We start from the raw sequence: 23,911 nt of genomic DNA on the forward strand, positions 1-23,911 counted from the left end.
GATTAATTTCTAGGTAGTATGTTGGGTTGATCAACAGTTATTTCCCTTAAAGAGCCAGCGATGATCATTATTCCTTTTTTATTAATTGGGGCTTTATCCCTCACAAGCGGACATGCTCTGGCTCAAGCCAAACATGGCCATGCGCATGAGCATGGTAAGGGCAAACTTGAGCTCACAATTGAGTCTGGTAGGGCAATTGGCAACATGAAGCTTCCACTGGAGGCGCTCGTTGGGTTTGAGCGCGCCCCCAAGACAGAGGCGGAGACCAATGCCATTAATACTATGAACCAGAAACTGCAGAATCCTGGCGCATTCTTTGTGGCAAATAATGACGCAGAGTGCTCCCCCAAATTAATTAGCAGTACCATCGTGCGCGATCAAGCAGGTAAGCATGCCGATCTGGACTATCAGTTTGACCTGAACTGTGCCAAACTCGGTTCACTCAAACAACTTCGCATTGGCCTCTTTTCGGAATACAAACGTCTCAAAGAGATTCGGGTAGAGTCAGTTGGTCCTTGGGGTCAAAAATCAGCGACCGCCAAACGCGATTCCAGTACGGTTAACTTTTAAGTGAGATGCTCGCCCCACTCCCTCGCGATTGAGGTTAAGCATTTGGAGTTTGCTTGGCCAGCTCAGGCGCCACTATTTACCAATCTATCGTTCTCGGTGGCCCCTGGGAAGAGTCTCTTCATCTCAGGGCCATCGGGGTGTGGCAAAAGTACTTTATTGAATCTGCTCGCCGGGGTGATGCCACCCAAGCGTGGTGAGATTTGGATCCATGGCGAACGTTTACAGGACTTAAGTCGGAGTGCGATAGATCGCTTACGCGGCGAAGAAATGGGTTTTATCTTTCAACAATTTAACTTGATCTCTTACCTTAATGTTGCCGATAACATCCTGTTGCCTACCCATCTGTATCCCAAGCGGCGTCAAGCTGCCATTGCGGAGTTTGGTTCCCTAGACTCCGCACTGTCGCATTTAATAGAACGCCTAGGTCTCGCTCCAGCTCTCATCACCCAACCCGCACATCGGCTCTCGATTGGTCAACAGCAACGCGTTGCGGCGGCACGTGCCTTTATTGGTCGGCCATCAATTGTGATCGCAGATGAGCCCACTTCGGCCTTGGATTGGCAGAATCAGACCCAACTGATGGATTTATTTTTGAGTCTTGCACAAGAGCAACGCACTGCCTTGGTGATGGTCAGTCACGATGAGCGCTTAAGCGAGCAATTTGATGAGCGCATCGGCTTTGCCCAGAAAGTGGCTGCCTAATGGTTTGGTTACGCATTGCACTTTTGAGCGCCTTAGCTCGCAAAGGCGGCTTATTGATTATGGTCTTATCGACCGCTATCTCAGTGGCGATACTGCTTGGGGTCTTTAAGATCCGGGATGACACCAAGACCAGTTTCTCGAATGCAATCAGTGGTGTCGATTTGGTGGTAGGCGCCAAAGGAAGTCCCACCGAACTCATTTTGTATAGCGTCTTTCATATTGGTCGAGCAACTAATACCATTGCCGCCTCTTATGAAAAATCCCTCATGAGTATGAAGCCTGTGGCCTGGGTGGTACCTGTGCAATTGGGCGATAGCTTCCGGGGCTATCCAGTGGTGGGAACGAGCATTGAGTTCTTTACTCGTATCAAGGCACAAGGTCGTCATCTGGAATTATCCGAAGGCAAGGTACTGACCGATCCCACACTCTTTGAGGTCGTGCTGGGTGCTAACGTGGCTAAGAACACCCAACTGAAACTAGGTGAACAAATTGCCATTACCCATGGCTCAGGTACCGGCCCCAAGCAAGACCACAGTAACTCGCCCTTTCGGGTGGTGGGCATCCTAAAGCCTAATGGCACCCCCATCGATAATGCGGTGTTCATTTCCACCAATGCCTTTGATGCGCTCCATGACATTGAGGAAGGCGGAATTCAGTTTGCCAAGCTCAATCCGGATTCTCAGGTGAGTGCTTTCTATGTGGGGCTCAAAGATCGCGGCAGCGTGTTCTCAGCACGGCGCCAAATCGACGCCCTGCCCAATGTAGGGCTTATGGGTGTGATGCCCGGGGTTGCCTTAGATGACTTATGGTCCACCATGGAGGTGGCTGAGAACGCGCTCTTAATTATTTCTTTAGGGGTGTTGATCACGACCATCCTAGGAATCACGGCCACCCTATTGGTCTCACTGGAGAACCGACGTCGTGAGTTGGCCATCTTTCGGGCGATTGGAGCCAAGCCCTATCAACTGTTACGCCTTGTACTTTTTGAAGCGCTCTTGATTAGTCTAATTGGTATTGCACTAGGCTGGCTGATGTTACAGATCGCGATCCTCTTATCAGCCGATTACTTCCGCACCTCTTGGGGCGTGGTCACCAGCATTGGGCTTCCGACTACCCATGATCTACTTTCCTTACTCGCCTTGGTGATTGTGGTGCTCCTCTGTGCCTGCATTCCGGCCATCAAAGCCTATAGAATGGCACTCAACGAAGAGTTAAATCCCCCATCCACATGAGACGATCCTTTTTACGCTTATCGAGTGTCAGCTTACTGGGCCTGATGCTAGGGGTGCATCCACTTCGCAGTCAGGCTACGACCTATAAAGAGATCGAGTGGGATGATCTGATGCCTGAGGGCTGGCGCAAGAAAATGATCTTGGAGGTCACTCGCATGCGCCGCTATGGCAGCTTAATGGATGGCGACCCCAAGGCCGATGAGGCCTATGCTCGACTAAAGAAAGCTTGGGACACCGCGCCGCCATCCAAGGTTTATATCGGTAAAGCCATTCGTATTCCTGGTTATGTGGTGCCACTTGACGCGGAACGCATGCAAAGTAGTGAGTTTTTATTAGTCCCCTACTTTGGTGCCTGCATTCATTCGCCACCACCTCCGGCTAATCAAATTATTTTGGTCAAGCCCCCAAAGGGCTCGAAGGTGCGCACCATGGATGCCATCTGGGTGGAAGGCATTCTGAGCGAGGGTCGAACTTATTCTGAGATTGGCAGTAGCGCCTACGTTCTCAACGCCGACAAGATTACGCCCTATCGTTGATGGATCGACTTACTCGCCTTACAAAACAACATTACCATCACGAGAGCAGCAATCAGTTCAGCGCTGACAAAGCCCAACACATCGGCAGGCGCAATACCCACGAAGGTATTGGTGAGGCTTCTAGCCACAGCGACCGCAGGATTGGCAAAGAAGGTGGATGAGGTAAACCAATAACCCGCGGTGACAGTAAGCGCCACCAACATCGGCATCTTATCTTTTGACGCTTGATCCCCAATCCGAATCACCGAGAGAAGTACCAGTGTTGAGATCAACTCACTAGTCCAAATACCAAGACCAGTTCGCACTTTCGTTGACTCTTGCAAAATTGCTAGACCAAACATTAGATGCGTTACCCAAATTCCAGCAATCGCACCACTGAACTGACATGCCCAATAGGCAAGTAGCTTGTTGAGATTAAGATGCCCCAGCTTCCAAAACATCAGGCTCACTGCTGGATTGAAATGCGCCCCTGAGATGGGGCCCAAGAGGACGATTAAGACATAGAGCCCGGCTCCAGTTGCAATACTATTACCAAGCAAGGCCACAGCTGCATTGCCACTCGCGAGGGTCTCGCCCATGATGCCGCTACCCGCCACAATTGCGAGCAGTAATGCGGTGCCGAAGAACTCGGCCGCGTAAGATTTCATGAGGCTTTGTGGTGAATATCTTTCAGAGCCATCGAGTCGAGTTTATCGAGTGGCATGCTGGCTAACAAATCAACGCGTTTTTTGAGACCGTTCATCACTTCGATAAATGCAAGACGCTTCTCTACATCTGTACCACTAACTTGCGATGGATCCGGAAATCCCCAATGTGCGGTAGCAGGATTACCTGGCCAGACGGGGCATACCTCACCCGCCGCGTTATCGCAGACCGTAATAATGAAATCCATCTTGGGTGCATTGGGTAAACCAAACTCATCCCAGCTCTTACTGCGTAATTTAGATTCGTCATAGCCCATCTCCAAGGCCAACTCCTTGGCAAAAGGATTGACTTGGGTGCCTGGGGTTGAGCCTGCAGAATAGCCCACGAAGAGACCGCTGGGATGGGTGGAGGCTAGCGCCTCACCGAGCACCGAGCGCGCCGAGTTATGGGTACACAAGAAGAGTATGTTGTATTTTTTCATGAGGGGTCCTGTTAATAAATTAGCAACACGATTTTTTGGTGATCGATGCGATCGATACGCTAGCAATTGGGGCTGGCACGCAGCAGGCATCAGCGCTGCTTGATTCGGATTGATTGAAGACTGGAATGGAGTCGAGCGTATGAAAGGTCTCCCAAGGAATACCGGCAGGATCATTGACCCAATACTTATCCGACTGCGCATAGCAGCAGGCAGTACCCATTTCCTCAACTACCTCCCCCTGAATTTGATCAAGGCGGGTTTTCATTTCCCCTAACTCACTGGCATCATCCACCTGAATCCCCAAATGATTGATCCCAACTGGGGCGCCGCGGGCTGAGATCGCAAAGTTGACTTTGGGATCCTCGAGTTGCCACTTGGCGTAATCGGTTTTGATAACCGTTGGCTCACAACCAAACATCTTGGAATAAAACGGGATGCTCTCGGGGATATTGTTGACTGCTACGTGGACATGAAGACGTTTCATTCGCACACCACCTTCTTCTTAGATTTAGGGGTACTGCAGGACTGACCCTGGCAGCAGTTATCCAATAAGAAACCACTTAAATCCTCAATCAAGTTTGGATTGGGGCGATAAATGAGGTTTCGACTTTGACGCTCCACTAACAATAACTTCGCATTGAAAAGTTCTTTCAGATGAAAGCTCAAGGTTGCATTGGGAATGCCTAACTTCTCAATCAACTGACTAGGGGTCAGGCCAATGTCGCCGCGTTGCACGATTAGACGGAAGATATTAAGGCGAGTCTCCTGCCCAAGGGCTAAAAGGACTTGGATAGCGTCGGTATTTTTCATATTTCCAATTATATAGAAATATATGACAGCTTTGTGACAAGGGCTGAGAGCTTAAATGCTTACTTCGGAATTACATTAGTTATCAAGAAAATTATTGATACCAACTAACAGTGCTATTTTGCCGCTGCTGCTGTCTTCATAAACTGCGGCGATGTAACCCCCATCGACACGTAGATGCTGGTTAGTTCTTCCATACCAATCTCGGCTGGACTTACCCAATCAACTGGGACATAGAGTAAGCCCCCTCCAATCGGTACTGGTGCGGTTGGCACAATCACTGCATAGCAGGCCTGCTCTTTCACCATGACTGCTTGGGGGGATGAGAGCAAAGCCAGCGCTGACACCCCACCCGCTCCACCAAAATGCACCCATACCGGGCGCATCGTTTTCAACTCCTCATCATCCCGCTTGGCAACCAGACTCACAAAGCTATGAATGGTGTCATAGACCGTTCGTACTACTGGTATCTTCCGAACCAAGCCATTAATGATGGCTGTAAATCCCTTCTGCAAACCCTTCTCAACCAACAGGCCAAGAATGAGCAAGGCTAGGATCACGATCGCCAAGCCAATGACATAACCAACCCACTCGAAACCTGCAATGCCTAAGCCCATCTTTGCCATCACGCTGCCGACTGCACTCGATGGTCCTAGCCAACGAATCACGATCCCCACTACAAAGGCAATCAGCAAAGCCGTTGCAATCAGAGGAAATGCCGCTAATAAGCCGGCTAGGAATAGACGAACGAGTTTGGATGAGCTTGGTGACATAGTTTTAATAAGTCCCAGATGGAATTAAACACCGAACCAAACAAGTTTAGCCCGAAAAGGCCTATCTAGAGGGTTGAATTGGGCTGTAGTACATTGTTAACAATAACAAATTTAGGCATGGCTGAGATGCAAAACTTAAGTGTTGATTATGAAATCGGGTTAATTGCGCTAATTATTACGGCGTTTAGCATCATTGGACTAATCATTATGCGTATTTTTCTTGCTCCTGGCACACGGCCTGCAATGCTGCAATACGAAGGGGTTGTGGCTCCCTTTTTTGGCTTGCCGGCAGTCCTATTCTCTCTTACCGCCGCCCTCATGGCCACCTCCATCTGGGAGAACTATAACGTCGCATCAAAAGCGATTAAGAATGAAAGTCAGGGGCTTATGGAAATCATCAGTCTCGCCAATACGATTCCGGAACTCAAACATAGCAATCTTGCTAATGCAACACGGGTCTATGCAAAATCCATTATTGATGAGGAGTGGCAAACACTTTCGACTGATAGCAAACAGTCCCTTAAGACCCAAGAGAAATTTGTCGCAATGCGCGCGGATCTATTTAAAGCGGTTAATCAGTTAAACAATAATGCCGAATCAAAGGCTCTCATGAGTGCCTTTCAGATGGTCGATAACGCACGGGAAATGCGCTTAGCCTTTGTATCATTCGATGTACACCCCATTCGCTGGTACGCAATCTTACTGTTGGCTATATTGGTTCAGATTGCCGTGGGATTCATCCACGTCTCAAAACCAAAAGCATTAATTGTGGCGCTATCCATTGCAACGGCGACTGTTCTTGTGCCAATCTGCATGATTGCCCTCACTTTCAGCAGCCCCTACCTAGGTGTGATTGCAATATCCAGTGCGCCTTATTTGCAGATTCAGTAGGAGTGGTTTTATCGCTCAGTCGGAAAGAGCGCTTGGGAAAGAATAAACATGACTGCAGTGCTCCAACCAAAGGAGAGCAACCCCGAAACTGCCATAATCACGGAGAGCAACTGCCATTGGGTTGGCAGTGGGTCCGAGATAAATCCAACCGTTGTATACGTACTGCCTGCATAAACCATGGCCTTATGCTGAACCGGAATAATCTCCGAGTAATTAAGAGCCAATCCCCAGACATAAATCTGGCAGAGATGAGACAAGAGCAATATTAAGATGCAAACAATGAAAACAAGTTGCGCCTGAATGCCATGGCCCTGCTTTCTATAGCCAATCAGGGTTTGCTTGCCTTTGCCTGTGACCACCATTACAAAGAATGCTTGGATCAAGATGCATAGGATGAGCACAAAACTCCCCAGGACAAATGCCTGGAGGTTGAATACATCCTGACCGGCAGTAATTTCCATTGGCTACTGCTGATATGCAGCCCATGCATTGACATTAAAGCCGCTGGCTGTGCGCCATTTCTGTAAGGCTTTAGAGTCCAATGGGAAGACCAAGGGTGAAGCTAAATCCGCACGCCGTCCACCCACTAGCTTCGTTTGATCCATCCAGTAATTATTCCCCAGCGTAGTGAACTTCAGGGAAACAACCTCCTCCTGATCAATCGATGCCACTTGCGGAATCTCCAAGGAGTCAATTGGGTTGATCGTAAAGATTCCGCTTGATCCTAAGCAACCGTTATCGACCGCATTCGCAACTACGGTGTAGGCTTGCGAGGTCTTCGCAGCGGCATACCAGAAGATCATGGTGTTGCTGGCGCTCGGATGATCGAATAGTCCGGCAGCATCTTGTAATCGCGCACCATACTGTCCAGACCAGGAGACCGGCGCCGCAATTAAATCAGCGCGGCGCAATGCTAAGACGCCCGACGCTTCTGGGAATCGGAAATCATCATTGAGCAACATCCCAATCTTCCCGATTGAGGTTTGATAGACGGGCAAATCATCCCCGGCACTCAGAAAGGCAGCTTGGGATGGATCCAAATGGGTTTGGCGGTAATGGCCAATCAACTTACCATCTGGACCTAACAATACCGCCGTATGAAAGTATGCCCCGTTATCACCTTCTATAAAGGAGGCAACTAGGTGGGACTTGAGTCGTACTGCAAAGTCGCTCGCAGCTTGCGTTGATTTACCCAATCGCTTTTCAGCAATCGCCTGGACATTGTCTTTTGATACCGGACCACAAAATGAATAGGCTGGTAAGACTACCAGATTGGAAACGCTGGATTGAGCCTGTATTTTTTTAATCAATGCATCGCAACGATTGAGATTGCCAACAAAATCATTTGCATCAATACGATATTGCACGGCTCTCGCTGTTACCTCGCTGGGCGACTTGGTCGCTGCTCCATCGGTAGGCGCACGATAGAAGGCTAGGTCTTTATAAAGCTCAGGGCGGCGATGCTCAAGTGTTCTTTTCTGATCGTTGTTGAACTTCGCAGGATCAATCGTGCCATAGAGAATGCTAGCTTTATTGGTCATCGTTTTGGAGTAATCCGTTGCAGGCGCATGTGCGACACGCTCACCGTCAGCCTGCCAAATGGAGGCTGAGCCCCCATAGGTCACTGTGACACCAGTTGTGGGATTGCTCTCGGCATTATTGCGATCTGCTGCCACCATGGCTAAGCCATTCCAGGCCGATTGGTGTTGAACAGCAGCGATGGTCGAATGCTTACCCGCCGCCTCTGCCCCAAGCTCTGGCAAGACACGATCGGATGAGCAAATGTAGGCAATGATGTCGCAGCCCTTCACAGCCGCTACCCGAGCAGGCTCCCAATAGGTATCGTCATAACAAATGATCATGGTGATGCGGCCAAGCTCGGTCTCAAACACTGGGTAGCCAGTATTTCCGGGGACAAACCATAAAATGTCGGAGGGATTTAAACCATTCTTGCGGTATTTACCAATAAATCCTTGGGGGCCAATCAGTGCACCAGTGTTATAAGTTAATCCAGTATCACGATCAATCTCGGCAATCCCAATCGCGATATAGCATTGGTATTGAGAAGTGATTTTGGAGAGTGCATCCGTGGTCTTACCTGGTACCGTATCCATATATGGCAGAAATTGCTCTAAATCGCGATAGATATAACCCGAGATGGCAGCCTCTGGCATCACGATCAAACGGGCGCCATTCTTCGCAGCCTCCTCAGCAATGGCTACAGCTCCGGTAATGTTCTTCTCAAACTCCATGAACTCAGGATTAAATTCAATGGCAGCTACTTTAAATGGCTCTTGCATAAGGTGATCCTATCAGGCGGACATATCGTTACTCTCGCCAGGCCATTTAGGGGATGGCCATTTGCGGATAACACTGGTTACATATAAGGAGGCCGTAACAATCACTGCAATCGCTGTTGCAATATAAAACGATGTGGTGATGGTTAAACCGTAAAAAACTAAACTTCCAATGATGAGTGCGGTGGCAAACCAATGGGCCTGACTGAACACTGCGGAGCGATGCCCAGTTAAAGCATCGAGCGCCATCCCCCCTGCAGTTGCCGTCAGCACCCCACACAAAATAATTGATACAAAGGGAACCTCATGAATGAGAGCTTTTTGGCATCCAATCGCAATCAAGAGACCAATTGCAACCCCACGAAGTACTAAATACGGAAGCTCTTGCGAAATGAAGCGGTAAAAGAAGAAGGCGCCTAGCACTGAGGCAAATAAGATCCATGGCAAGTAATAAGGACCGGTGATTGCAACCGGCTCAAGACCCAAAAGGAGATCACGCACCATGCCACCTGCAGCGCCACATAAAATACCTGCAAATAAGGTTCCAGAAATCGGCACATTACGGCTGCGCGCGGTTGCTGCACCATAGACAGCCGTTGTGGACATCGCCGTGACATCGACCCACAAAGGTAATACTGGCAACAAATCAGTCATGGTAGATGTTAGAAAATGAATTGATCAAAATTCTAACATTCAACCACGTATCATCGTGAGTGATACATACTTTTAACCAAATAGCCTAGGCTACCAGATCAAAGACCAACACCTCTGCCTCTTCACCTTGGTTGATCTCAATACCTGACTCATTAGCGATCATGGCGGCGTCCCCACCACTTAAGCGCTGACCATTCACCGTCAGGGTGCCTTTGATGAGATGCACATATCCTTTGCGACTTGGGTCCAGTTTGAGGATCGCTGATTGATCACCATTAAAGGTACCGGCATAGAGCTTCGCATCCGCGTTCATGGTGATCGAGTCCTCTGCTCCATCGATGGAGGCTAAGAGGCGTAATTTGCCATCTTTATCTTGGGCTGGAATCGTTTTTTGCTCATAGCCTGGCTTGACTCCCGTAAATTTGGGCTGGATCCAAATTTGCAGAAAGTGTGTCGTTTGATCCTTGGCATAGTTGAACTCACTATGGGTGACGCCCGTACCCGCACTCATACGTTGGATGTCTCCAGGCGGGATGGATTTGACGTTACCCATACTGTCTTTGTGTGCCAACTCGCCTGAGAGAACATAGCTAATGATTTCCATATCCCGATGGCTGTGCTCACCAAAGCCCGTACCAGGATCAATGCGATCCTCATTGATCACCCGCAAATTACCCCAGCCCATAAATTTGGGGTCATAGTAATTGGCAAAGGAGAATGAGTGAAAGCTCTTGAGCCAACCATGATTGGCATAGCCCCGCTCCTGCGATTTACGAATCTGCATCATGGCTTAGGCATGGAATTGGCTAGCAATTTTTGCAATCCGCTCACCATACAAACGTGCGGTCTCGAGGTCACCGGGGTTAACTTCATCGGCGCTGGCATCGGATGGGGTTTGCATCATCGCGCCAGCAAAAGAGCCGACATAGTTCACATCATCGCGCTTTGCGGACTTGGCATTCGATGGCATGAGGCCAGTGCCGACCCAAATACCTGAGTGTTGCATCGCCAAAGTAAAGAAATAATGCAAGGTAGAGTGTTTGTCACCATTCATGGTTGCTGAGTTGGTAAAGCCACCAAAGATCTTGTCTTTCCACTGCTGGCTAAACCAGGGCTTTGAGCTTGCATCAGCAAATTTCTTGAACTGCCAACTCACACTGCCCATATAGGTGGGTGAGCCAAAGATGATGGCTTTGGCGTTCTTTAATACCTCCCATTGGGCTTCGGTAATATTGCCATCGGCATCAATAGCGATCAATGTTGCGTTTGCGCCTTTGGCAACGGCCTCGGCTTGCTTTTGGGTATGGCCATAGCCACTGTGGAATACCACTGCAATGTTTGACATGTTCTCTCCTGTTAATTTAGGTTAATTGGGGTTAAATAAACTGACTACGAATTCGGTCTAAGGCTTCGATGGTTTGATTGAGCTCCTTCATGCTGCACTTGGCAAAGCCCTGCTCCAAATACTGCACATGTTCAGGGAAGGCTTTCTTAAAGAGGCGCTCGCCCGCTTTGGTCAATCCAATTCGGTAACTGCGGCCATCCTTCGCATTGGGTATTTTTGTAATCAAGCCCTTTTGCTCTAAGCGCTCAAGCACACCGGTCATCGTGCCCTTCAAAATCAAGGTCTTCTCGCCCAATTCCTTACAGGTCATAGGCGGTTGATTGCCTAATGTAGCAATCACATCAAATTGGGTCATGGTAAGACCCATACCCTTAATGTGCTTGGTCGAGTAAGCCTCAAAGGCTTGGTAGGTACTTGCTAGGCTGCGGATAAAACGAAGGTAACTCATGGTATTTCCAATTAGTCTGTATGCGTACTATTTTAGTACGAGTACGGACTATTTGAATACCACCAGTTTTTCTAGGGGAAATTGGTTACTTGTGCTGAGGTTTGATGGTTGGCGGTAAACCGCCAACCACCCAGGATTAATCGGCCATATTGCGCAAGGCGGCAATACGCTCATCCAATGGCGGATGACTCATGAAAAGACGCTTAAGGCCAGTGCCCATACCACCTGAAATTCCAAAGGCTTCTAACTGCTCAGGCAAATGAGGCTCGTTAATCGACTTCTGCAGGCGTTCCAGCGCCCGAATCATCTTCTGCTTACCTTCTAGATAGGCTGCGCCGGCATCGGCACGGTACTCCCGCTGACGGCTAAACCACATCACAATCGCACTGGCCAAGATACCCAAGACCAACTGCGCAATGATGGTAGTGATCCAGTAAGCAGGACCATGCCCACGCTCGGTCTTAAAGACCGCCCGATCAATAATGTGACCAATCACACGCGACAGGAAGAAGACAAAGGTATTGATCACCCCTTGAATCAGCGCCAAGGTCACCATATCACCATTGGCCACATGGCTTACCTCGTGGGCCAGTACTGCTTCTGCCTCATCGCGGGTCATGCCGCGTAATAAGCCAGTGCTGACCGCCACCAAGGAACTGTCGCGCATCATCCCGGTTGCAAAGGCATTGATATCTGGTGAGTCGTAGATTGCCACCTCGGGCATGCCAATACCTGCTTCCTTGGCTTGCCGAGCTACTGTATTTACGAGCCACTGCTCCTGCTCGTTACGGGGTTGCTCAATCACATAGGCACCGGTGGAGTGCTTGGCCATCGTTTTAGATAGGGCCAGGGAGATAAACGATCCCGTAAAGCCCACCACACCAGCGAGCATCAGTAACGAGGTCAGATCAAGACCAACACCCTGCTCATCCAAGACTTGGCCCAAGCCAAAGATATTGATGATGATCGTGATCACCAACATGATGGCAATGTTGGTAATTAGGAACAGAAAAATACGTTTCATGCGTAATACTCCTTATGACAATAGGGCTACGCTATCAGGAATTTCTTAAATGTGCTTGAAACAAATTGGTTGACTATTTTTAGGGGAATTATCGGTTGTATCACCAAACTAGATAAACAAAGCTCCCGAGCTGGATAAAGTTGATCACTATGCTCAAGCCGTGCAGGATCCCAAATTTCTTCTTCTGCCCTTGATCCGATGCGCGGTTAATGGCGGGTGTAAGAACCCATAGGGAGATGAAGAATAAGGCTGCGCATCCCACTAACAATCCCATGCTAAGCGTGTCGTTCGCCAAGAAGGAGGCAATGATCGAGACCGCTCCTAGGAAAGCGTAGTACTTAGGAAAAAAGTTGCGTACATATTTACTCGCCCACTCCTGAGGCAGCACCTTAAATACCGTCGGTGCCACGGCGATGGTGAAGAACACCATGATGCCGATCATGGCGGAAACGAGATAAAGACTGAGATTTGGATTCATGGCTTTATTTGTGTTTGTATTGGGTTGGACAATAAGCACGCTGCACATCAGGGTCGCGCAATTGCCGATGCTTAGTTTGTCGTCCGGTGACTCGCGCGCGCCATAGACGATAGGAGCTCGGCTTTAGGACACTGCGCATAAGTGCCTTGACCTCGGGTTCACTCAACTGAAATTGCGCATGGATTGCCTCAAAGGGAGTGCGGTCTTCCCAGGCCATTTCGACGATACGCGATAGCTCAGATGGATTCAGTGTGTGCATGCATTGGATTAAACACGAATTTACAAAATCAGGTACAGTCGCCGCATGTCCTTGCTCCAAAAACCATTTCGGGCTCTTGTGATTGGCTCCTCCGGAACCATTGGCTCTGCCTTGGTATCAGCCCTCCAAATGCACTCTAACTGCGCCGAGGTGGTCGGGATCCATCGTGGATCTGAGCCATCCATCGATTACGCTCACCCGAACTCGATTACTTTGGCAGCAGAGCAATTAGTAGTTCATGCGCCCTTTGATCTGATCATTAACACCATTGGGGTTTTGCATAATCAGAACATCTCTCCCGAAAAGCGCTTGGCAGATCTACGAGCCGCACAACTCCAAGAGCAGTTTTTGGTAAACGCAATTGGGCCAGCGCTGACCATCAGCCAGTTCACGAAGCTCTTAAATCCAGCGGGTGCTATTTATGCCACCCTATCAGCTAAGGTGGGCAGCATCAGCGATAACCGTTTAGGAGGTTGGTATAGCTACCGATCCTCGAAAGCAGCTCTCAATATGTTAATTAAGACTGCAGCGATTGAGCTCAAACGCACCATGCCCAAGGTTGCCTTGATTGCAATCCATCCAGGTACCGTGAACTCCAATTTATCCAAACCGTTTCGGGGTGAAGAAATTGGTCGCGACCCTCAACAAGCCGCCAATGAAATCCTAACCGTTCTATTAAAAGTGAGTGCCGAGAACTCTGGAAGCTTTGTGTCCTACAGTGGCGAAGTGATTCCCTGGTAATTAGAGAATCTGCTTTAGTTGCTCCGCCAGGCGATAGCCACTCAACCAAGCTCCTTCCACGGTGGAGTTCTTTAACCAATCCCCACACAGGCCCACTGCAATCGATGGATCAAGGGCAAACTCTCGTTTATTGGCTTCCTCAAGTTTGGCATAGCGCCATAAATGGCTTTGGTGCAAATCGGGCTCCACCCCAGTCAGCTCCTGAAATGCTTTAATCAAAATGGGCTCGATCTCAAACTGAGTGCGATCTACATGCTCTGATGACCAAGCATGACTCGCTTGTGCAACCCAGGCCTCATATATGGGACGATCGGGCTTGGAGTTATCACGCGCCAACCAGGAAAACAAACTGTCCTCCACAAAAGCACCATCAAAAGAAAGATTAAGTGGTTCTTTTAAAAAGGCCAAGAGAGTCCAACAGGGCAGCATCACCACTTCCTGGCAAATCGCTTTTAAGGATGCTGAGTATTGACCAATTAGGCGTTCAGCCTGCACCGACGGAATCGCTAGTACGAGATACTCAAATGCCCCAGCGAGTTGGCCATGCTCTTTGGTGGTAATTTTCCAGAGATCATTAATCCGATGCAGATCCACTACCGTATGTTGGGTCAGCACATTCAAATTCTGTGCTAAGTGTTTGGCTGGCGAGGTCATCGCCGGAATACCGACATAGCGCGTCGCATCCGAGGGTTTATCGATGGCATTGCCATGATTGAAGCTCACAATCCGACCTGACCATGGTTTGGCAACCTCAGCTTGCACCCACTGAGCAACTTCTCTCTGGAATAGAGGATCGCGCGCCGTGAAGTACTGAGCACCATGATCGGCTTCCCAATCACCAAAGTAGCGATGGCTCATACGACCGCCTACCCCTTTGCTCTTGTCAAAGAGGGTCACAGCAAAGCCATGAGCTTGCAATTCTTGGGCACAGGATAGACCAGCAATCCCCGCACCGATGATGGCAACCCGTTTTTTAATAGTAGTCATTTAACTCAACCAGCGTTTTCGATAAGAACCATCTGCATCATATTGCGCAATCTGTTTGGCGACATTAAACGCTCGACCACCCCTTGGGTCGGTACCATGACCCGCGATATACAACCAGTTGCCTTGATTGCTATAGACATCATAGTCAATCAAGCAGGACTCAAACCAGGCTGCCCCCGCCTGCCAATTACCGCTCATGGCATAGATCCAGTGACTCGCCACAATTTGGCGCATGCGATTCGATAGAAAACCCGTCTCAGCCAGCTCCCGCATACCCGCATCGATGAGATCAACACCGGTAGTACCGGTAGACCACTGATGAAAGCATTCGGGGTCAAAGGTGTTGGGTGCACGTTGACTCAATCCCATAGGCCTAAACAAGCGTTTACCGTATTTAAGCATCAGAAAGCGAAAGTAATCACGCCAGAGCAGCTCAAACCAAAGCCAATAAGTGCCATCATTAGCCCCGTATTGTTCTTCATATTGATGAATCCGCCCAGCAATCGTGCGCGCAGAGATCGATCCGACCACCAACCAAGGCGAGAACTTACTCGATGAATCAAATTGACTTAAGGCATTACGGGTCTCTTTATAGGTATCAGGTAAGCGTCGCTCGCAATATTGTTCGAGATGCCTTAGAGCATGGGACTCACCACCATTCACAAAGAGCGTGACGGCACTCTCTTGAATTTGATCCTGGGGTGGCAACCTGGATGGCAGTGGTGGAATCGTTTGAGGGATCGTTACTGGCTTGGCAAACTTGAGGCGACGCTTTTCAACCCACTGCCGGAAGTTAGTAAAGACATCCGGTAGCTCACCAATATCCATACCCAGGGTTTGAGGATCGAGCATCGTCGATTGCCATTGGGTGTGTATATTTAGTCCTGCTCTTTGCAATTCTAAAACATCGTGCTCTTCTTCAGGAGCGGCGATCACTTCGCAATAAAGCGCATCAGCACCAATCTCTTTGTAAAGTGCTGGTAATACATCGTTTGGCGCGCCCTCTAGAACCAATAGCGTAGAGCCCTTCTCTTCTAGTGAGTTTCTTAAGTCACGAAGGTTCTGGTGCAGCCATGCAAGGCGTCCTTTACTGATTCGTTGAAATCCCCAAGGTGTTTGCTCTTGCGGGGGGAGTATAAAAATCGGTAAGAGGTTTTGAGAGTTCTGGCAGGCGTTTACAAACTGGGGGTTATCAAGAAGACGTAGGTCTGCTCTAAACCAATAGATTGAACAACCCACGATGAAATACTTTAAGTTGACTGTAGCTTAGCGCTGGGATCTACCATGCACTGTTTTTGAGCGTTACGCTCGATCGCTTTGAGCCACTCGGGCTTGGTTTGATTAGTCAATGAATTAAGCTCACTCAATTGTTGATCATTGGCTAAATTGCGCACAACCCGCGCGACACAGGTACAGTAGTTACTAAAGTCACTGGCCTCGAGGCTTCTGTTCTTGACGTTTTGATGATTACGTAGCTGCTGATTAATACAGCTTTTAGCGATCGGGTCGCTGCTAACCGTAGCTAGACTTGGGCTAGACGTGACAAGCAACAAGCTACTCAAGACAGTGGCGAGGATTGGGATCAATTTCATGGATGGCTTTCAAAAAGATGAATCCAGCATACCAAAATCCACTTTTTTATGCAGAGGGTTCATCGCCCTCACTTTCAACCATACTATTTGGAGCGGATCATTAGAAGTCAAAGCCCAGTTGTGCCTTTGCGGGAGCGGTCTTTGCCCTGGTCCGATGCATCGTTTTGCGAGAGCCGTGCTTTTCTAGTACTGCCTGCTTGGCAATTCTGACTTCAGCCTGCTGGCGGCGCCCATACAGGCGTGACTTGGCTTCTTTGGTAGCAATCGCCAAATCCACAATCGGTAGCGGAATCTCAACCCCCACCCGAATGCCAAGTTGCTCTTGCAGAGCTTGGGGCATATTCCAGGGCTCATAGAGATAGGTATTGGGCACTTTGCGCATCGCTGGTAACCAAGTGCGCACAAACTCCCCAGTGGGATCATGATCCATCGCTTGCTTAATCGGGTTATAGACCCGCGTGGTATTGATTCCAGTGGTGCCGGATTGCATTTGCAGTTGACTCCAATGAATCCCAGGTTCGTAATCCAAAAACTGGGTAGCCAACCATTCGCCTACGGGGCGCCAATGCAGCCATAGCGGGTAAGCCGCGACTGAGACTAACATCGCGCGCATCCGAAAGTTGAGCCAACCGGTCTCGCGCAGCATCACTACACAAGCATCGACCATCGGCCAACCGGTTTGTGCCGCCTTCAATGCCTCAAAGTGCTCGTGATGAAAGTCATTCTCACGCAAACCATCGTAGCCGCGGTGCATATTGCGCCACTCAATCTCGGGCTCACTCTCGAGCTTTTGAATGAAATGGCAGTGCCAATACAGTCGACTCAGAAACGCTCGTAAGCCCGCCTTTTGCCTTGCTGCAATCCCCTCTTCCGTGATTCTGGCGCGGGTGCGACTCACCACCTCACGCATACTCAGACAACCATAGGTAAGATAGGTCGAGATACGAGAGCATGCTTGCGGGGACGTTAATGGCGATGAGATTCCACCTCGATAGCCTTGACTGCGAATGGTCAAAAAATCATCTAAGGTCTTGAGTGCAAGACTACGCCCTCCTCGCTGACGCCGTGGTGGGTCGTGCCGAAGATGTGATGGGGGATTGATTGCTGACAAAGATGGTATCGCGGGATTCCAGAATGAAAGTGTTGGAGTTTTTTCTGGCGGGCTAGCCATATGACGCTCCCAAGCCGACTGCCAGGCATTACGATTCTTTAGGCGTCGCACCACTCCAAACTGCGGATACTCATGCCACGCAATCTGATGATCTGCGCACCAATGCGACACGGATCGATCTCGATCATACGTCCATTGATTACCGGTCTCCTCATGCGAATGGATTGCAGCAAAAGGCTGGGATTTCCACAAGCGCTCCAAAACCTCAAGCATCTCTCCCGTAAACACCTCCAAGCCACCACCATGTTTATGGAGTTCTGCATCGAGATCCCTTAGCGACTCGGCAATAAACCCAAAATGCCCTAAAGCCATATCGGGCTGCTGCCAGAGGCTCGGCTCAATCACATAAATACAGCGTATCGGTCCGCGCTTTGCAGCATGTGCTAAGGCGGCATGATCCTCCCAACGCAGATCACGCTTAAACCAAACGAGCTGATAACTCATGACAAATCACTCTTGTAGACAGAGTGATAACAATAGCATTGAAGTAAAAATTGTGTTGGTTACCAAACCATCGATACTGGGGTTGATCCTTCAATTATCTCAATGGATTATTAGTTAGATAAACTGCGTTGACGATTGCGGATTCGATTGAGATACAGAGGAATAAAACCAAGAGCAAGACCACCTAAGCCAATGAGATTAGTCAGAAAATCAAAAGTTTGGGCACTGTAGATCGCAATAAAGACCATGAATAATGCTGATAGAAATGGCCAAATGACATAGCCAATTGCATGACTTGGCCCATTGGATAATTGAGAGCGGTAGTACCAAGCACATGCAAAACCCGCAAGACTCATATAGAAACAAATTTGAAATCCAATCGCCATGATGGAGCTTGAGAGAATCGATTTCACGGTCGGCATATACGATGAAGTAAATAACAGCAAAAGTCCTAAAACCCAGATTGCCAGGGTTGCAATCCATGGCGTTTGCCACTCTGGATGAATTTTTGAATAGGACGGATGCATCATGCCATCCCGCGACATCGAGAATAAACTCCGACTAAATTGCAGAATTTGGGTTTCGATTGTTCCAACTGTACTCAAAATCGTACAAAAGACAGCAAGATAGTTCCATGGTTCCGGAAATAGCTTGCTTGCAACTGCGAATAAGACATTAGTATTGGCACTTGAAATCTCATCATCCGTCAATACAATCAAGACCACTACCATCATGATCGAGAAAAAGAGAATCATGTTGATCACAGACCAAAAGGCACCGGTACTTGCCGCACCAGATGCATGACCCTGACTCGATTTACTCTCCTCACTTAGGTTCATCGTGACATCCCATCCCCAGAAGAAGAAAATTGCGATTAAAGCACCTGTCGCGAATAGTCCTGGAGAGAATGACAATGGCGAAATCCACTGCAACGTTGGTATGCGCACCGGGGCATCCCAGTATTGAATAAATGCGCCAACAATAATGGCAATCAAAATAGTTGCCTCAATGATTGTGAAGCTAATTTGTACATAGCTGGAGTGCTTGATTCCCCTAGCCACCAGAAGTGTAATTAGTGTCAGCCAAATCGCTGCAACAGCTGCAATGGCATGGGTATTCTCAACATAGCTTGGCGCAATTAATAACAGTGTGGAGCTAGCGGCTGGAATCGTTGCCGACACCATAAAGCATACCGAAGCCACCAAAAGACCCCAACCAGTAAAAAATCCCCAATTGGGTCCAAATACGTGGCCCACCCATGCATAAGCAGCACCCGCATTAGCAGTAATTTTGCTTAGGTTCATGAAGGCTAAGACAATGCCAAACATAATGAGCCCGCAAAATAGCACGCTACCAACCGAAAGCTCCCCTACCGAAGAAACAATCGCTGCAGTGGTTACCGCCACACTAAATGCGGGGGCAGTTCCTGCAATACCCATAATGATGGATTCAGAACTACCTAGGGTATTTTTAGATAGTTCATCGGGTACAGACATGCTCAACTTTCAAGGCTTGATGGAAAGCCGATATTGTAGAGCTGCCCACCAGGGTGCCTCCGTTAGCTGGCTAATTGCACTGAAGAATCAAAAAAGATGTTGGCTACTCACCCAAAAAATTAACGATCAGCCATTGCCTTAATTTCTGCGGCGGTTACATAGCCCTTCTTCTGGGTATCAATACGTTGGAAGTTAGCTGCCACTCTTGGCATGCCGGCTTTTGCTTCCTCTAAGGTCAACTTGCCATCCTTATTTTTATCAGCAGCTGCAAAGCGCTCATCAATCTCACGATCAGTTCTTGATTCTTGAGCGTATGCCGTACCAATGGCTGCAAGCATGATTAAAGAGAATGCGGCTTTCTTCATGAACTCGATCCTTCAGTAATTACTTCAAACTGACCTGCTTGCCATCGATCCAGGTCGACATGACCTTAATATTACGAATCTCTTCAGGCTTGGTTTTGCGTGGGTTCTTTTCCAGAATTACCAAATCGGCTTGCTTACCAACTTCTAGGCTACCAACTAATTGATCAGCAAAGATCTGGTAGGCAGCGTCAATGGTGATTGCTCGAATTGCATCATCAACTGAAATAGCTTGATCAGGACCCAATGCTTTACTCGGTGGTAATTGCCACATACGGGTAACCGATTCAGTAATGTAGTTCAGTGGTCCCACATTGGAGACTGGGGTATCACTATGCAAGGTGAACTTGCCGCCAGCCCGCTTGATCTCACCGGCCGGGTCAATACGTTTGGCTCGATCTGCACCAATAAGCTGGTTATAAAAAGCCGAACCCCAATAATCCACATGACCAATGGTGAAGCTTGGAATAACCCCAAGTTTCACGGTTTGCTTGACCTGTTCAGGATGGTTCACCGTAAAGTGCTCGATGCGTAAGCGTCGATCTTGTGGCTTAGAATTACCAGAGAGCAGTTTGGTATAGCTTTTGAGCGTTTGATCGATTGCTTTATCACCATTGGAATGGGTTGAGATTTGCCAACCTTGATCAAAGTAAGACTTCATCGATTGGTAGATTTCGTCATCCTTAAAGTTCAGTGCCCCACTCCAAGAACTTCCCTTCGGATAGGTATAGGGCTCGCGCAGCGCGGCGGTTAAACCTTGGGTTGAGCCATCCGAGATGTATTTGATACCGATAAAGCGCAAACGATCATCACCATCATTCGGCTTAATGGTTTTGTATCCAGGTGGCATTGCCTCACTAAACAAATAACCCCGGACTCGAATCGGTGACAGATTCTTGGCAAAAAGACCTTTATAAATGGCGATTTCTTGATCAACCCCAAAATTACCGCCCACGCTCATCTCCGAGGCGGTGGTCACGCCAACCGAAGCTATCTTGCGCATCGTTGCCAAGATTGCCGCTGTCAACTCGGCCTCCGAAGGGTTAGGCATTTTGGCCATGAATGGCAAGTACGATGGTGGTTCGACCAACTTACCGGTCAATTTGCCATTCGCATCTTTCACAAAGATACCGCCACCCTTCGGGTTTGGGGTTTTATCAGTAATGCCAGCAAGTTCAAAGGCCTTGCGGTTTACGTAGCCAATATGACCTGATTGATTGACGATAAAGATGGGTACATCTTTGGAGACCTTGTCGAGATCATCTGCGGTGAGCTCGGCCATGAATGGAGAAGTTCGCGATGGATCGACACCAAAACCAAATAGCCAACCACCCTTGGGCACATTTTTCAGATGCGCCTTCATTTTGGCGATTAAGGTCTCTTTGGTGTCATATGGTAAGTTGAAATTACTGAGATTTAGTCCCAAGCCCTCAAAGACCGAGGTCACAATGATGTGCACATGAGGCTCCACAAATCCGGGCATTAAGGTTTGGCCTTTGAGATCCACCAACTGCGTCGTTTTGGATTGCCAATCTTTCATGACCGCATCTTTGTTGCCCACCGCCACGATCTTGCCACCCTGAACGGCCAAGGCTTGAACTTCTTCATTTTTCTGATTGACGGTCACAATCGGGCCGCCATAAAAAATGGTGTCAGCATTGCCTTTCGCAAAGGATAAAGAGGCAAAGCTTATTAGAGCAATGGTGAGTATTTTTCGAAATAAGGTCATTGATTCTTCCTAGTATGATTTTTCTGAAATAATTTCACGGTGAAATTAGCGATATTTTTATCACAATGTAAGATTATTTAAAGTAGTAATATCACTTATTTGCTATAAAACTAAGCGCTTTCAGAGTCCGACCAAACTACGCTTTGGTTTCGCCCTCTCTGCTTAGCCTGATACATTGCTAAATCAGCTTGCTGAAAATATTTATTTGCTAAGTCCTTGTGGATTAAATCCAGCTCTTGTTCAGGATTGAAAATTGAAATTCCACTACTAGTCGTAATCTTAATGGGCTCATGATTGACGCGTGCTACAACATGATCCTGTAATGCTTTGCGAAGACGCTCAGTAATTTCAAGAGCATCAGCTTCATTGGTAGCTGGCAGGATTACCAAAAACTCCTCACCGCCAACCCGGCCTAAGATATCAATATCACGCAATCCCTCTTGATAGAAAGCGACTAAATTTTTTAGCACAACATCTCCTACCAAATGCCCATAGCGATCATTCACAAACTTGAAGTGATCAATATCAATCATGACGAGCGCTAATGGCTGGTGATTACGAAAACTACGACTGATCTCTTGCTCCAAGCGATGAAAGGTTTCTTGGCGTCTTAAGGCACCTGTCATAGCATCTGTTTTGGCATCGAGCTCGAAAATATGACCTTGATCTTCCAGTGATGTATAGATCCGAATCATGTAATACATGCCGATCATAATGAGCCCTGAAATTACTACTGCCTTTATCGCATCAATCTCATTAAAAATCTTACCTTCCAAAGGCGACACCAAAGGATGTATTCGTGTTAACGCCATCATCAAAAATCCCAATATTAAAAATAAACAGGGGATTCGGTAAATGGTTGCTTTGCGAAAAAGCTGAAAAGAAAAATAAACCGCTATTATCTGAAACAATAAAGATATGACATACAAACTTACGACGATGTTATGTGTCATTCGGTTGATGCCATTATTTTTTGAAATTCATCTTGTTCAAGCAGTTGGCATGCCGCCTCACAGATAGCCGGATCTAAAGTTTTACCCGCCTCAGCCTTAACTTGAAGGATTGCTTTTTCCAATCCTAAACCAGGACGATATGGTCGATGAGAGGATATCGCCTCAATCGTGTCAGCAACAGCTAATATTTTCGCCTCCGGGATAATTGAGTCTCCAGATAATTTATTAGGGTAGCCACTTCCGTCAAGGCGCTCATGGTGCTGATAAACCGCTTGTGCAATCGGCCATGTAAATGGAATATCTTTGAGTATGTTGTATCCGGTCTTTGGATGCTCTTTGATTAAAGTCATCTCTATCTCAGTGAGCATTGAGGGCTTTGTTAAAATTTCGGCAGGCGTAGCAATCTTCCCGATATCATGAACTAGTGCAGCAAGATATAGTCCTTTTATTCTCTTTTCCCCCCAACCCAATTTTCTTGCAATTGCTTGGGATAGTAAGGCGACCTTTTTTTGATGTCCTGCTGTATAGGGGTCTCGCCATTCCATTGTTTTTGAGATTGCCTCAATGGTTGCATTTAAGGAATCAACTAATTGAGTATTTAATTGTTCGCGCTTGGTGATTTCTTCATCAAGCAGGCGTTGCTTTTCAATAGCCGCGAGTCCAAAGCCAATCTCTTTAGCCAAACTCGCAAATAATTGAACCTCAATCTCACTAAACGCATTTGGCAGATTGGCATAGACCGTAAGCGCACCAATTGCTTGGGGTTCATGGTTTTTAATTGGAACAGCAATCACTGAGCGAATGCCATATAGTTTAGAGCGCTCTCGCCAAGGTAAAAAGCGAGGGTCATTCTCAGAATCCGCAATCAAAACAGGCAAACTGGTTTGAATACAAAGACCGGTGGGTCCCTGTCCTGCTGATGTGTCAGGCGACCATTTCACATCAATTCCCTTGGCGTAATCTGCTGCTGCGCCATGCGTACCGATTACCTGAACGGTTTTTAGATCGTCATGCATAGCCAGACCAACCCAAGCCAGTATATAAGGTGATTGATTAACGATTGCGTTACAAACACCTTCGATGAGCTCATCCCGGTTGTTCGAGCGAACTAAAGCAGAGGATGCCTTCGCGTACGCAAGTAGCGCCCAGTTTTGCTTCTGCAGATCATTAAGACTTTCCAACGCTTGACTACCTATTCATTGGATTAAAGTTCAATGATACGCTGGAAACTACTAATTTCGATGGATAAGTCAATCAAAATCGCCATACATGCGTAATTAAGTCAGGCTCTTGT

General features: G+C 48.0%; 29 protein-coding genes. 6 read left to right on the forward strand and 23 right to left on the reverse strand.

The genetic code is table 11. The features are described 5' to 3' along the window. Positions 1 to 60: 60 nt before the first annotated feature. The 4 genes from QUE62_RS05525 to QUE62_RS05540 are packed head-to-tail and all read left to right on the forward strand — an operon-like array spanning position 61 to position 3,040. The gene (locus tag QUE62_RS05525; protein WP_286223108.1) at positions 61 to 570 is read left to right on the forward strand and encodes a ZrgA family zinc uptake protein; all 510 of its coding nucleotides are present in this window, start codon (positions 61 to 63) and stop codon (positions 568 to 570) included. 42 nt (positions 571 to 612) lie between these two features. Further along, complete coding sequence (locus tag QUE62_RS05530) at positions 613 to 1,272, forward strand: ABC transporter ATP-binding protein (protein WP_286261001.1); 660 nt, start codon at positions 613 to 615, stop codon at positions 1,270 to 1,272. Continuing rightward, positions 1,272 to 2,504 (forward strand): ABC transporter permease, encoded by a 1,233-nt coding sequence (locus QUE62_RS05535; protein WP_286261002.1) that lies wholly within the window; start codon positions 1,272 to 1,274, stop codon positions 2,502 to 2,504. The genes QUE62_RS05530 and QUE62_RS05535 overlap by 1 nt, the downstream gene beginning before the upstream one ends. After that, complete coding sequence (locus tag QUE62_RS05540) at positions 2,501 to 3,040, forward strand: DUF3299 domain-containing protein (protein ID WP_286261003.1); 540 nt, start codon at positions 2,501 to 2,503, stop codon at positions 3,038 to 3,040. The genes QUE62_RS05535 and QUE62_RS05540 overlap by 4 nt, the downstream gene beginning before the upstream one ends. On the opposite strand, the gene QUE62_RS05545 is transcribed toward QUE62_RS05540, so the two are convergent. The 5 genes from QUE62_RS05545 to QUE62_RS05565 all read right to left on the reverse strand — a co-directional run bounded on the left by QUE62_RS05545 (position 3,031) and on the right by QUE62_RS05565 (position 5,746). Next, on the reverse strand, positions 3,031 to 3,687 hold the full coding sequence (locus tag QUE62_RS05545; protein WP_286261004.1) for an aquaporin: 657 nt from the start codon (positions 3,685 to 3,687) through the stop codon (positions 3,031 to 3,033). The two genes, QUE62_RS05540 and QUE62_RS05545, sit on opposite strands and share 10 nt — an antisense overlap. Further along, entirely contained in the window at positions 3,684 to 4,166 is a 483-nt protein-coding gene (locus QUE62_RS05550) for an arsenate reductase ArsC (protein ID WP_286261005.1), read from the reverse strand. The genes QUE62_RS05545 and QUE62_RS05550 overlap by 4 nt, the downstream gene beginning before the upstream one ends. A gap of 19 nt (positions 4,167 to 4,185) precedes the next feature. Further along, positions 4,186 to 4,650, reverse strand: a complete 465-nt coding sequence (locus QUE62_RS05555; protein WP_286261006.1) for an ArsI/CadI family heavy metal resistance metalloenzyme — start codon at positions 4,648 to 4,650, stop codon at positions 4,186 to 4,188. Continuing rightward, positions 4,647 to 4,976: an ArsR/SmtB family transcription factor gene (locus QUE62_RS05560; RefSeq protein ID WP_108508579.1), complete on the reverse strand. Its 330-nt coding sequence runs from the start codon at positions 4,974 to 4,976 to the stop codon at positions 4,647 to 4,649. The genes QUE62_RS05555 and QUE62_RS05560 overlap by 4 nt, the downstream gene beginning before the upstream one ends. Before the next feature lie 113 nt (positions 4,977 to 5,089). Continuing rightward, on the reverse strand, positions 5,090 to 5,746 hold the full coding sequence (locus tag QUE62_RS05565; RefSeq protein WP_286261007.1) for a DUF502 domain-containing protein: 657 nt from the start codon (positions 5,744 to 5,746) through the stop codon (positions 5,090 to 5,092). 117 nt (positions 5,747 to 5,863) lie between these two features. Here QUE62_RS05565 and QUE62_RS05570 point away from each other — a divergent pair, with 117 nt between their 5' ends. Next, positions 5,864 to 6,637 carry a bestrophin-like domain gene (locus QUE62_RS05570; RefSeq protein ID WP_286261008.1) on the forward strand — a complete coding sequence of 258 codons (774 nt, stop codon included), beginning with the start codon at positions 5,864 to 5,866 and terminating at the stop codon, positions 6,635 to 6,637. A gap of 8 nt (positions 6,638 to 6,645) precedes the next feature. Here QUE62_RS05570 and QUE62_RS05575 read toward each other — a convergent pair whose 3' ends face one another. From QUE62_RS05575 to QUE62_RS05615, 9 genes are all read right to left on the reverse strand, one after another. Further along, positions 6,646 to 7,098, reverse strand: coding sequence for a hypothetical protein (locus QUE62_RS05575; RefSeq protein WP_286261009.1), 453 nt, complete (start codon positions 7,096 to 7,098; stop codon positions 6,646 to 6,648). A gap of 3 nt (positions 7,099 to 7,101) precedes the next feature. Continuing rightward, on the reverse strand, positions 7,102 to 8,937 hold the full coding sequence (locus tag QUE62_RS05580; protein WP_286261010.1) for a nitrilase-related carbon-nitrogen hydrolase: 1,836 nt from the start codon (positions 8,935 to 8,937) through the stop codon (positions 7,102 to 7,104). A 12-nt stretch (positions 8,938 to 8,949) separates the two neighbouring features. Beyond that, positions 8,950 to 9,588 (reverse strand): TRIC cation channel family protein, encoded by a 639-nt coding sequence (locus QUE62_RS05585; protein ID WP_286261011.1) that lies wholly within the window; start codon positions 9,586 to 9,588, stop codon positions 8,950 to 8,952. An 85-nt stretch (positions 9,589 to 9,673) separates the two neighbouring features. Beyond that, a complete protein-coding gene (locus QUE62_RS05590) occupies positions 9,674 to 10,375 on the reverse strand; it encodes a pirin family protein (RefSeq protein ID WP_286261012.1) in 702 nt (233 codons plus the stop codon). A gap of 3 nt (positions 10,376 to 10,378) precedes the next feature. Continuing rightward, positions 10,379 to 10,933, reverse strand: coding sequence for a flavodoxin family protein (locus QUE62_RS05595; protein WP_286261013.1), 555 nt, complete (start codon positions 10,931 to 10,933; stop codon positions 10,379 to 10,381). Positions 10,934 to 10,964: 31 nt separating this feature from the next. Beyond that, a complete protein-coding gene (locus QUE62_RS05600; protein ID WP_286226315.1) occupies positions 10,965 to 11,381 on the reverse strand; it encodes a MarR family winged helix-turn-helix transcriptional regulator in 417 nt (138 codons plus the stop codon). Between the two features lie 136 nt (positions 11,382 to 11,517). Then, a complete protein-coding gene (htpX, locus tag QUE62_RS05605; protein WP_286261014.1) occupies positions 11,518 to 12,405 on the reverse strand; it encodes a protease HtpX in 888 nt (295 codons plus the stop codon). Between the two features lie 100 nt (positions 12,406 to 12,505). Then, entirely contained in the window at positions 12,506 to 12,883 is a 378-nt protein-coding gene (locus QUE62_RS05610; RefSeq protein WP_286226317.1) for a DUF4149 domain-containing protein, read from the reverse strand. Between the two features lie 4 nt (positions 12,884 to 12,887). Beyond that, positions 12,888 to 13,142: a TIGR03643 family protein gene (locus QUE62_RS05615; protein WP_286223121.1), complete on the reverse strand. Its 255-nt coding sequence runs from the start codon at positions 13,140 to 13,142 to the stop codon at positions 12,888 to 12,890. Between the two features lie 45 nt (positions 13,143 to 13,187). Between QUE62_RS05615 and QUE62_RS05620 the strand changes: the two genes are divergently transcribed. Next, positions 13,188 to 13,883: an SDR family NAD(P)-dependent oxidoreductase gene (locus QUE62_RS05620; protein WP_286261015.1), complete on the forward strand. Its 696-nt coding sequence runs from the start codon at positions 13,188 to 13,190 to the stop codon at positions 13,881 to 13,883. Here QUE62_RS05620 and QUE62_RS05625 read toward each other — a convergent pair whose 3' ends face one another. The 9 genes from QUE62_RS05625 to QUE62_RS05665 form a co-directional block, all read right to left on the reverse strand. Continuing rightward, a complete protein-coding gene (locus tag QUE62_RS05625; RefSeq protein WP_286261016.1) occupies positions 13,884 to 14,870 on the reverse strand; it encodes an NAD(P)/FAD-dependent oxidoreductase in 987 nt (328 codons plus the stop codon). Next, positions 14,871 to 16,109 (reverse strand): DASH family cryptochrome, encoded by a 1,239-nt coding sequence (locus QUE62_RS05630; RefSeq protein ID WP_286261017.1) that lies wholly within the window; start codon positions 16,107 to 16,109, stop codon positions 14,871 to 14,873. A gap of 11 nt (positions 16,110 to 16,120) precedes the next feature. Then, positions 16,121 to 16,462 carry a hypothetical protein gene (locus QUE62_RS05635; protein WP_286261018.1) on the reverse strand — a complete coding sequence of 114 codons (342 nt, stop codon included), beginning with the start codon at positions 16,460 to 16,462 and terminating at the stop codon, positions 16,121 to 16,123. A gap of 100 nt (positions 16,463 to 16,562) precedes the next feature. Then, positions 16,563 to 18,077: a cryptochrome/deoxyribodipyrimidine photo-lyase family protein gene (locus QUE62_RS05640; RefSeq protein WP_286261019.1), complete on the reverse strand. Its 1,515-nt coding sequence runs from the start codon at positions 18,075 to 18,077 to the stop codon at positions 16,563 to 16,565. Positions 18,078 to 18,187: 110 nt separating this feature from the next. Then, positions 18,188 to 19,573: an APC family permease gene (locus QUE62_RS05645; RefSeq protein ID WP_286261020.1), complete on the reverse strand. Its 1,386-nt coding sequence runs from the start codon at positions 19,571 to 19,573 to the stop codon at positions 18,188 to 18,190. Between the two features lie 119 nt (positions 19,574 to 19,692). Then, positions 19,693 to 19,938, reverse strand: coding sequence for an EF-hand domain-containing protein (locus QUE62_RS05650; protein ID WP_286224923.1), 246 nt, complete (start codon positions 19,936 to 19,938; stop codon positions 19,693 to 19,695). A gap of 19 nt (positions 19,939 to 19,957) precedes the next feature. Further along, on the reverse strand, positions 19,958 to 21,664 hold the full coding sequence (locus QUE62_RS05655; RefSeq protein ID WP_286261021.1) for an amidohydrolase: 1,707 nt from the start codon (positions 21,662 to 21,664) through the stop codon (positions 19,958 to 19,960). A 110-nt stretch (positions 21,665 to 21,774) separates the two neighbouring features. Next, on the reverse strand, positions 21,775 to 22,440 hold the full coding sequence (locus QUE62_RS05660; protein ID WP_286261022.1) for a GGDEF domain-containing protein: 666 nt from the start codon (positions 22,438 to 22,440) through the stop codon (positions 21,775 to 21,777). A gap of 173 nt (positions 22,441 to 22,613) precedes the next feature. Beyond that, positions 22,614 to 23,798, reverse strand: coding sequence for an HD domain-containing phosphohydrolase (locus tag QUE62_RS05665; RefSeq protein WP_286261023.1), 1,185 nt, complete (start codon positions 23,796 to 23,798; stop codon positions 22,614 to 22,616). Positions 23,799 to 23,911: the final 113 nt, after the last annotated feature.

It is taken from the genome of Polynucleobacter sp. HIN9, from assembly GCF_030297635.1.
Taxonomy (GTDB): domain Bacteria; phylum Pseudomonadota; class Gammaproteobacteria; order Burkholderiales; family Burkholderiaceae; genus Polynucleobacter.

Bases quoted from the DNA above. Each gene is read 5' to 3' on its own strand.
- QUE62_RS05525 (WP_286223108.1), top strand. From the start codon at position 61: ATGATCATTATTCCTTTTTTATTAATTGGGGCTTTATCCCTCACAAGC.
- QUE62_RS05535 (WP_286261002.1), top strand. From the start codon at position 1,272: ATGGTTTGGTTACGCATTGCACTTTTGAGCGCCTTAGCTCGCAAAGGC.
- QUE62_RS05540 (WP_286261003.1), top strand. From the start codon at position 2,501: ATGAGACGATCCTTTTTACGCTTATCGAGTGTCAGCTTACTGGGCCTG.
- QUE62_RS05545 (WP_286261004.1), bottom strand. From the start codon at position 3,687: ATGAAATCTTACGCGGCCGAGTTCTTCGGCACCGCATTACTGCTCGCA.
- QUE62_RS05550 (WP_286261005.1), bottom strand. From the start codon at position 4,166: ATGAAAAAATACAACATACTCTTCTTGTGTACCCATAACTCGGCGCGC.
- QUE62_RS05555 (WP_286261006.1), bottom strand. From the start codon at position 4,650: ATGAAACGTCTTCATGTCCACGTAGCAGTCAACAATATCCCCGAGAGC.
- QUE62_RS05560 (WP_108508579.1), bottom strand. From the start codon at position 4,976: ATGAAAAATACCGACGCTATCCAAGTCCTTTTAGCCCTTGGGCAGGAG.
- QUE62_RS05565 (WP_286261007.1), bottom strand. From the start codon at position 5,746: ATGTCACCAAGCTCATCCAAACTCGTTCGTCTATTCCTAGCCGGCTTA.
- QUE62_RS05570 (WP_286261008.1), top strand. From the start codon at position 5,864: ATGGCTGAGATGCAAAACTTAAGTGTTGATTATGAAATCGGGTTAATT.
- QUE62_RS05575 (WP_286261009.1), bottom strand. From the start codon at position 7,098: ATGGAAATTACTGCCGGTCAGGATGTATTCAACCTCCAGGCATTTGTC.
- QUE62_RS05580 (WP_286261010.1), bottom strand. From the start codon at position 8,937: ATGCAAGAGCCATTTAAAGTAGCTGCCATTGAATTTAATCCTGAGTTC.
- QUE62_RS05585 (WP_286261011.1), bottom strand. From the start codon at position 9,588: ATGACTGATTTGTTGCCAGTATTACCTTTGTGGGTCGATGTCACGGCG.
- QUE62_RS05590 (WP_286261012.1), bottom strand. From the start codon at position 10,375: ATGATGCAGATTCGTAAATCGCAGGAGCGGGGCTATGCCAATCATGGT.
- QUE62_RS05595 (WP_286261013.1), bottom strand. From the start codon at position 10,933: ATGTCAAACATTGCAGTGGTATTCCACAGTGGCTATGGCCATACCCAA.
- QUE62_RS05600 (WP_286226315.1), bottom strand. From the start codon at position 11,381: ATGAGTTACCTTCGTTTTATCCGCAGCCTAGCAAGTACCTACCAAGCC.
- htpX (WP_286261014.1), bottom strand. From the start codon at position 12,405: ATGAAACGTATTTTTCTGTTCCTAATTACCAACATTGCCATCATGTTG.
- QUE62_RS05610 (WP_286226317.1), bottom strand. From the start codon at position 12,883: ATGAATCCAAATCTCAGTCTTTATCTCGTTTCCGCCATGATCGGCATC.
- QUE62_RS05615 (WP_286223121.1), bottom strand. From the start codon at position 13,142: ATGCACACACTGAATCCATCTGAGCTATCGCGTATCGTCGAAATGGCC.
- QUE62_RS05620 (WP_286261015.1), top strand. From the start codon at position 13,188: ATGTCCTTGCTCCAAAAACCATTTCGGGCTCTTGTGATTGGCTCCTCC.
- QUE62_RS05625 (WP_286261016.1), bottom strand. From the start codon at position 14,870: ATGACTACTATTAAAAAACGGGTTGCCATCATCGGTGCGGGGATTGCT.
- QUE62_RS05635 (WP_286261018.1), bottom strand. From the start codon at position 16,462: ATGAAATTGATCCCAATCCTCGCCACTGTCTTGAGTAGCTTGTTGCTT.
- QUE62_RS05640 (WP_286261019.1), bottom strand. From the start codon at position 18,077: ATGAGTTATCAGCTCGTTTGGTTTAAGCGTGATCTGCGTTGGGAGGAT.
- QUE62_RS05645 (WP_286261020.1), bottom strand. From the start codon at position 19,573: ATGTCTGTACCCGATGAACTATCTAAAAATACCCTAGGTAGTTCTGAA.
- QUE62_RS05650 (WP_286224923.1), bottom strand. From the start codon at position 19,938: ATGAAGAAAGCCGCATTCTCTTTAATCATGCTTGCAGCCATTGGTACG.
- QUE62_RS05655 (WP_286261021.1), bottom strand. From the start codon at position 21,664: ATGACCTTATTTCGAAAAATACTCACCATTGCTCTAATAAGCTTTGCC.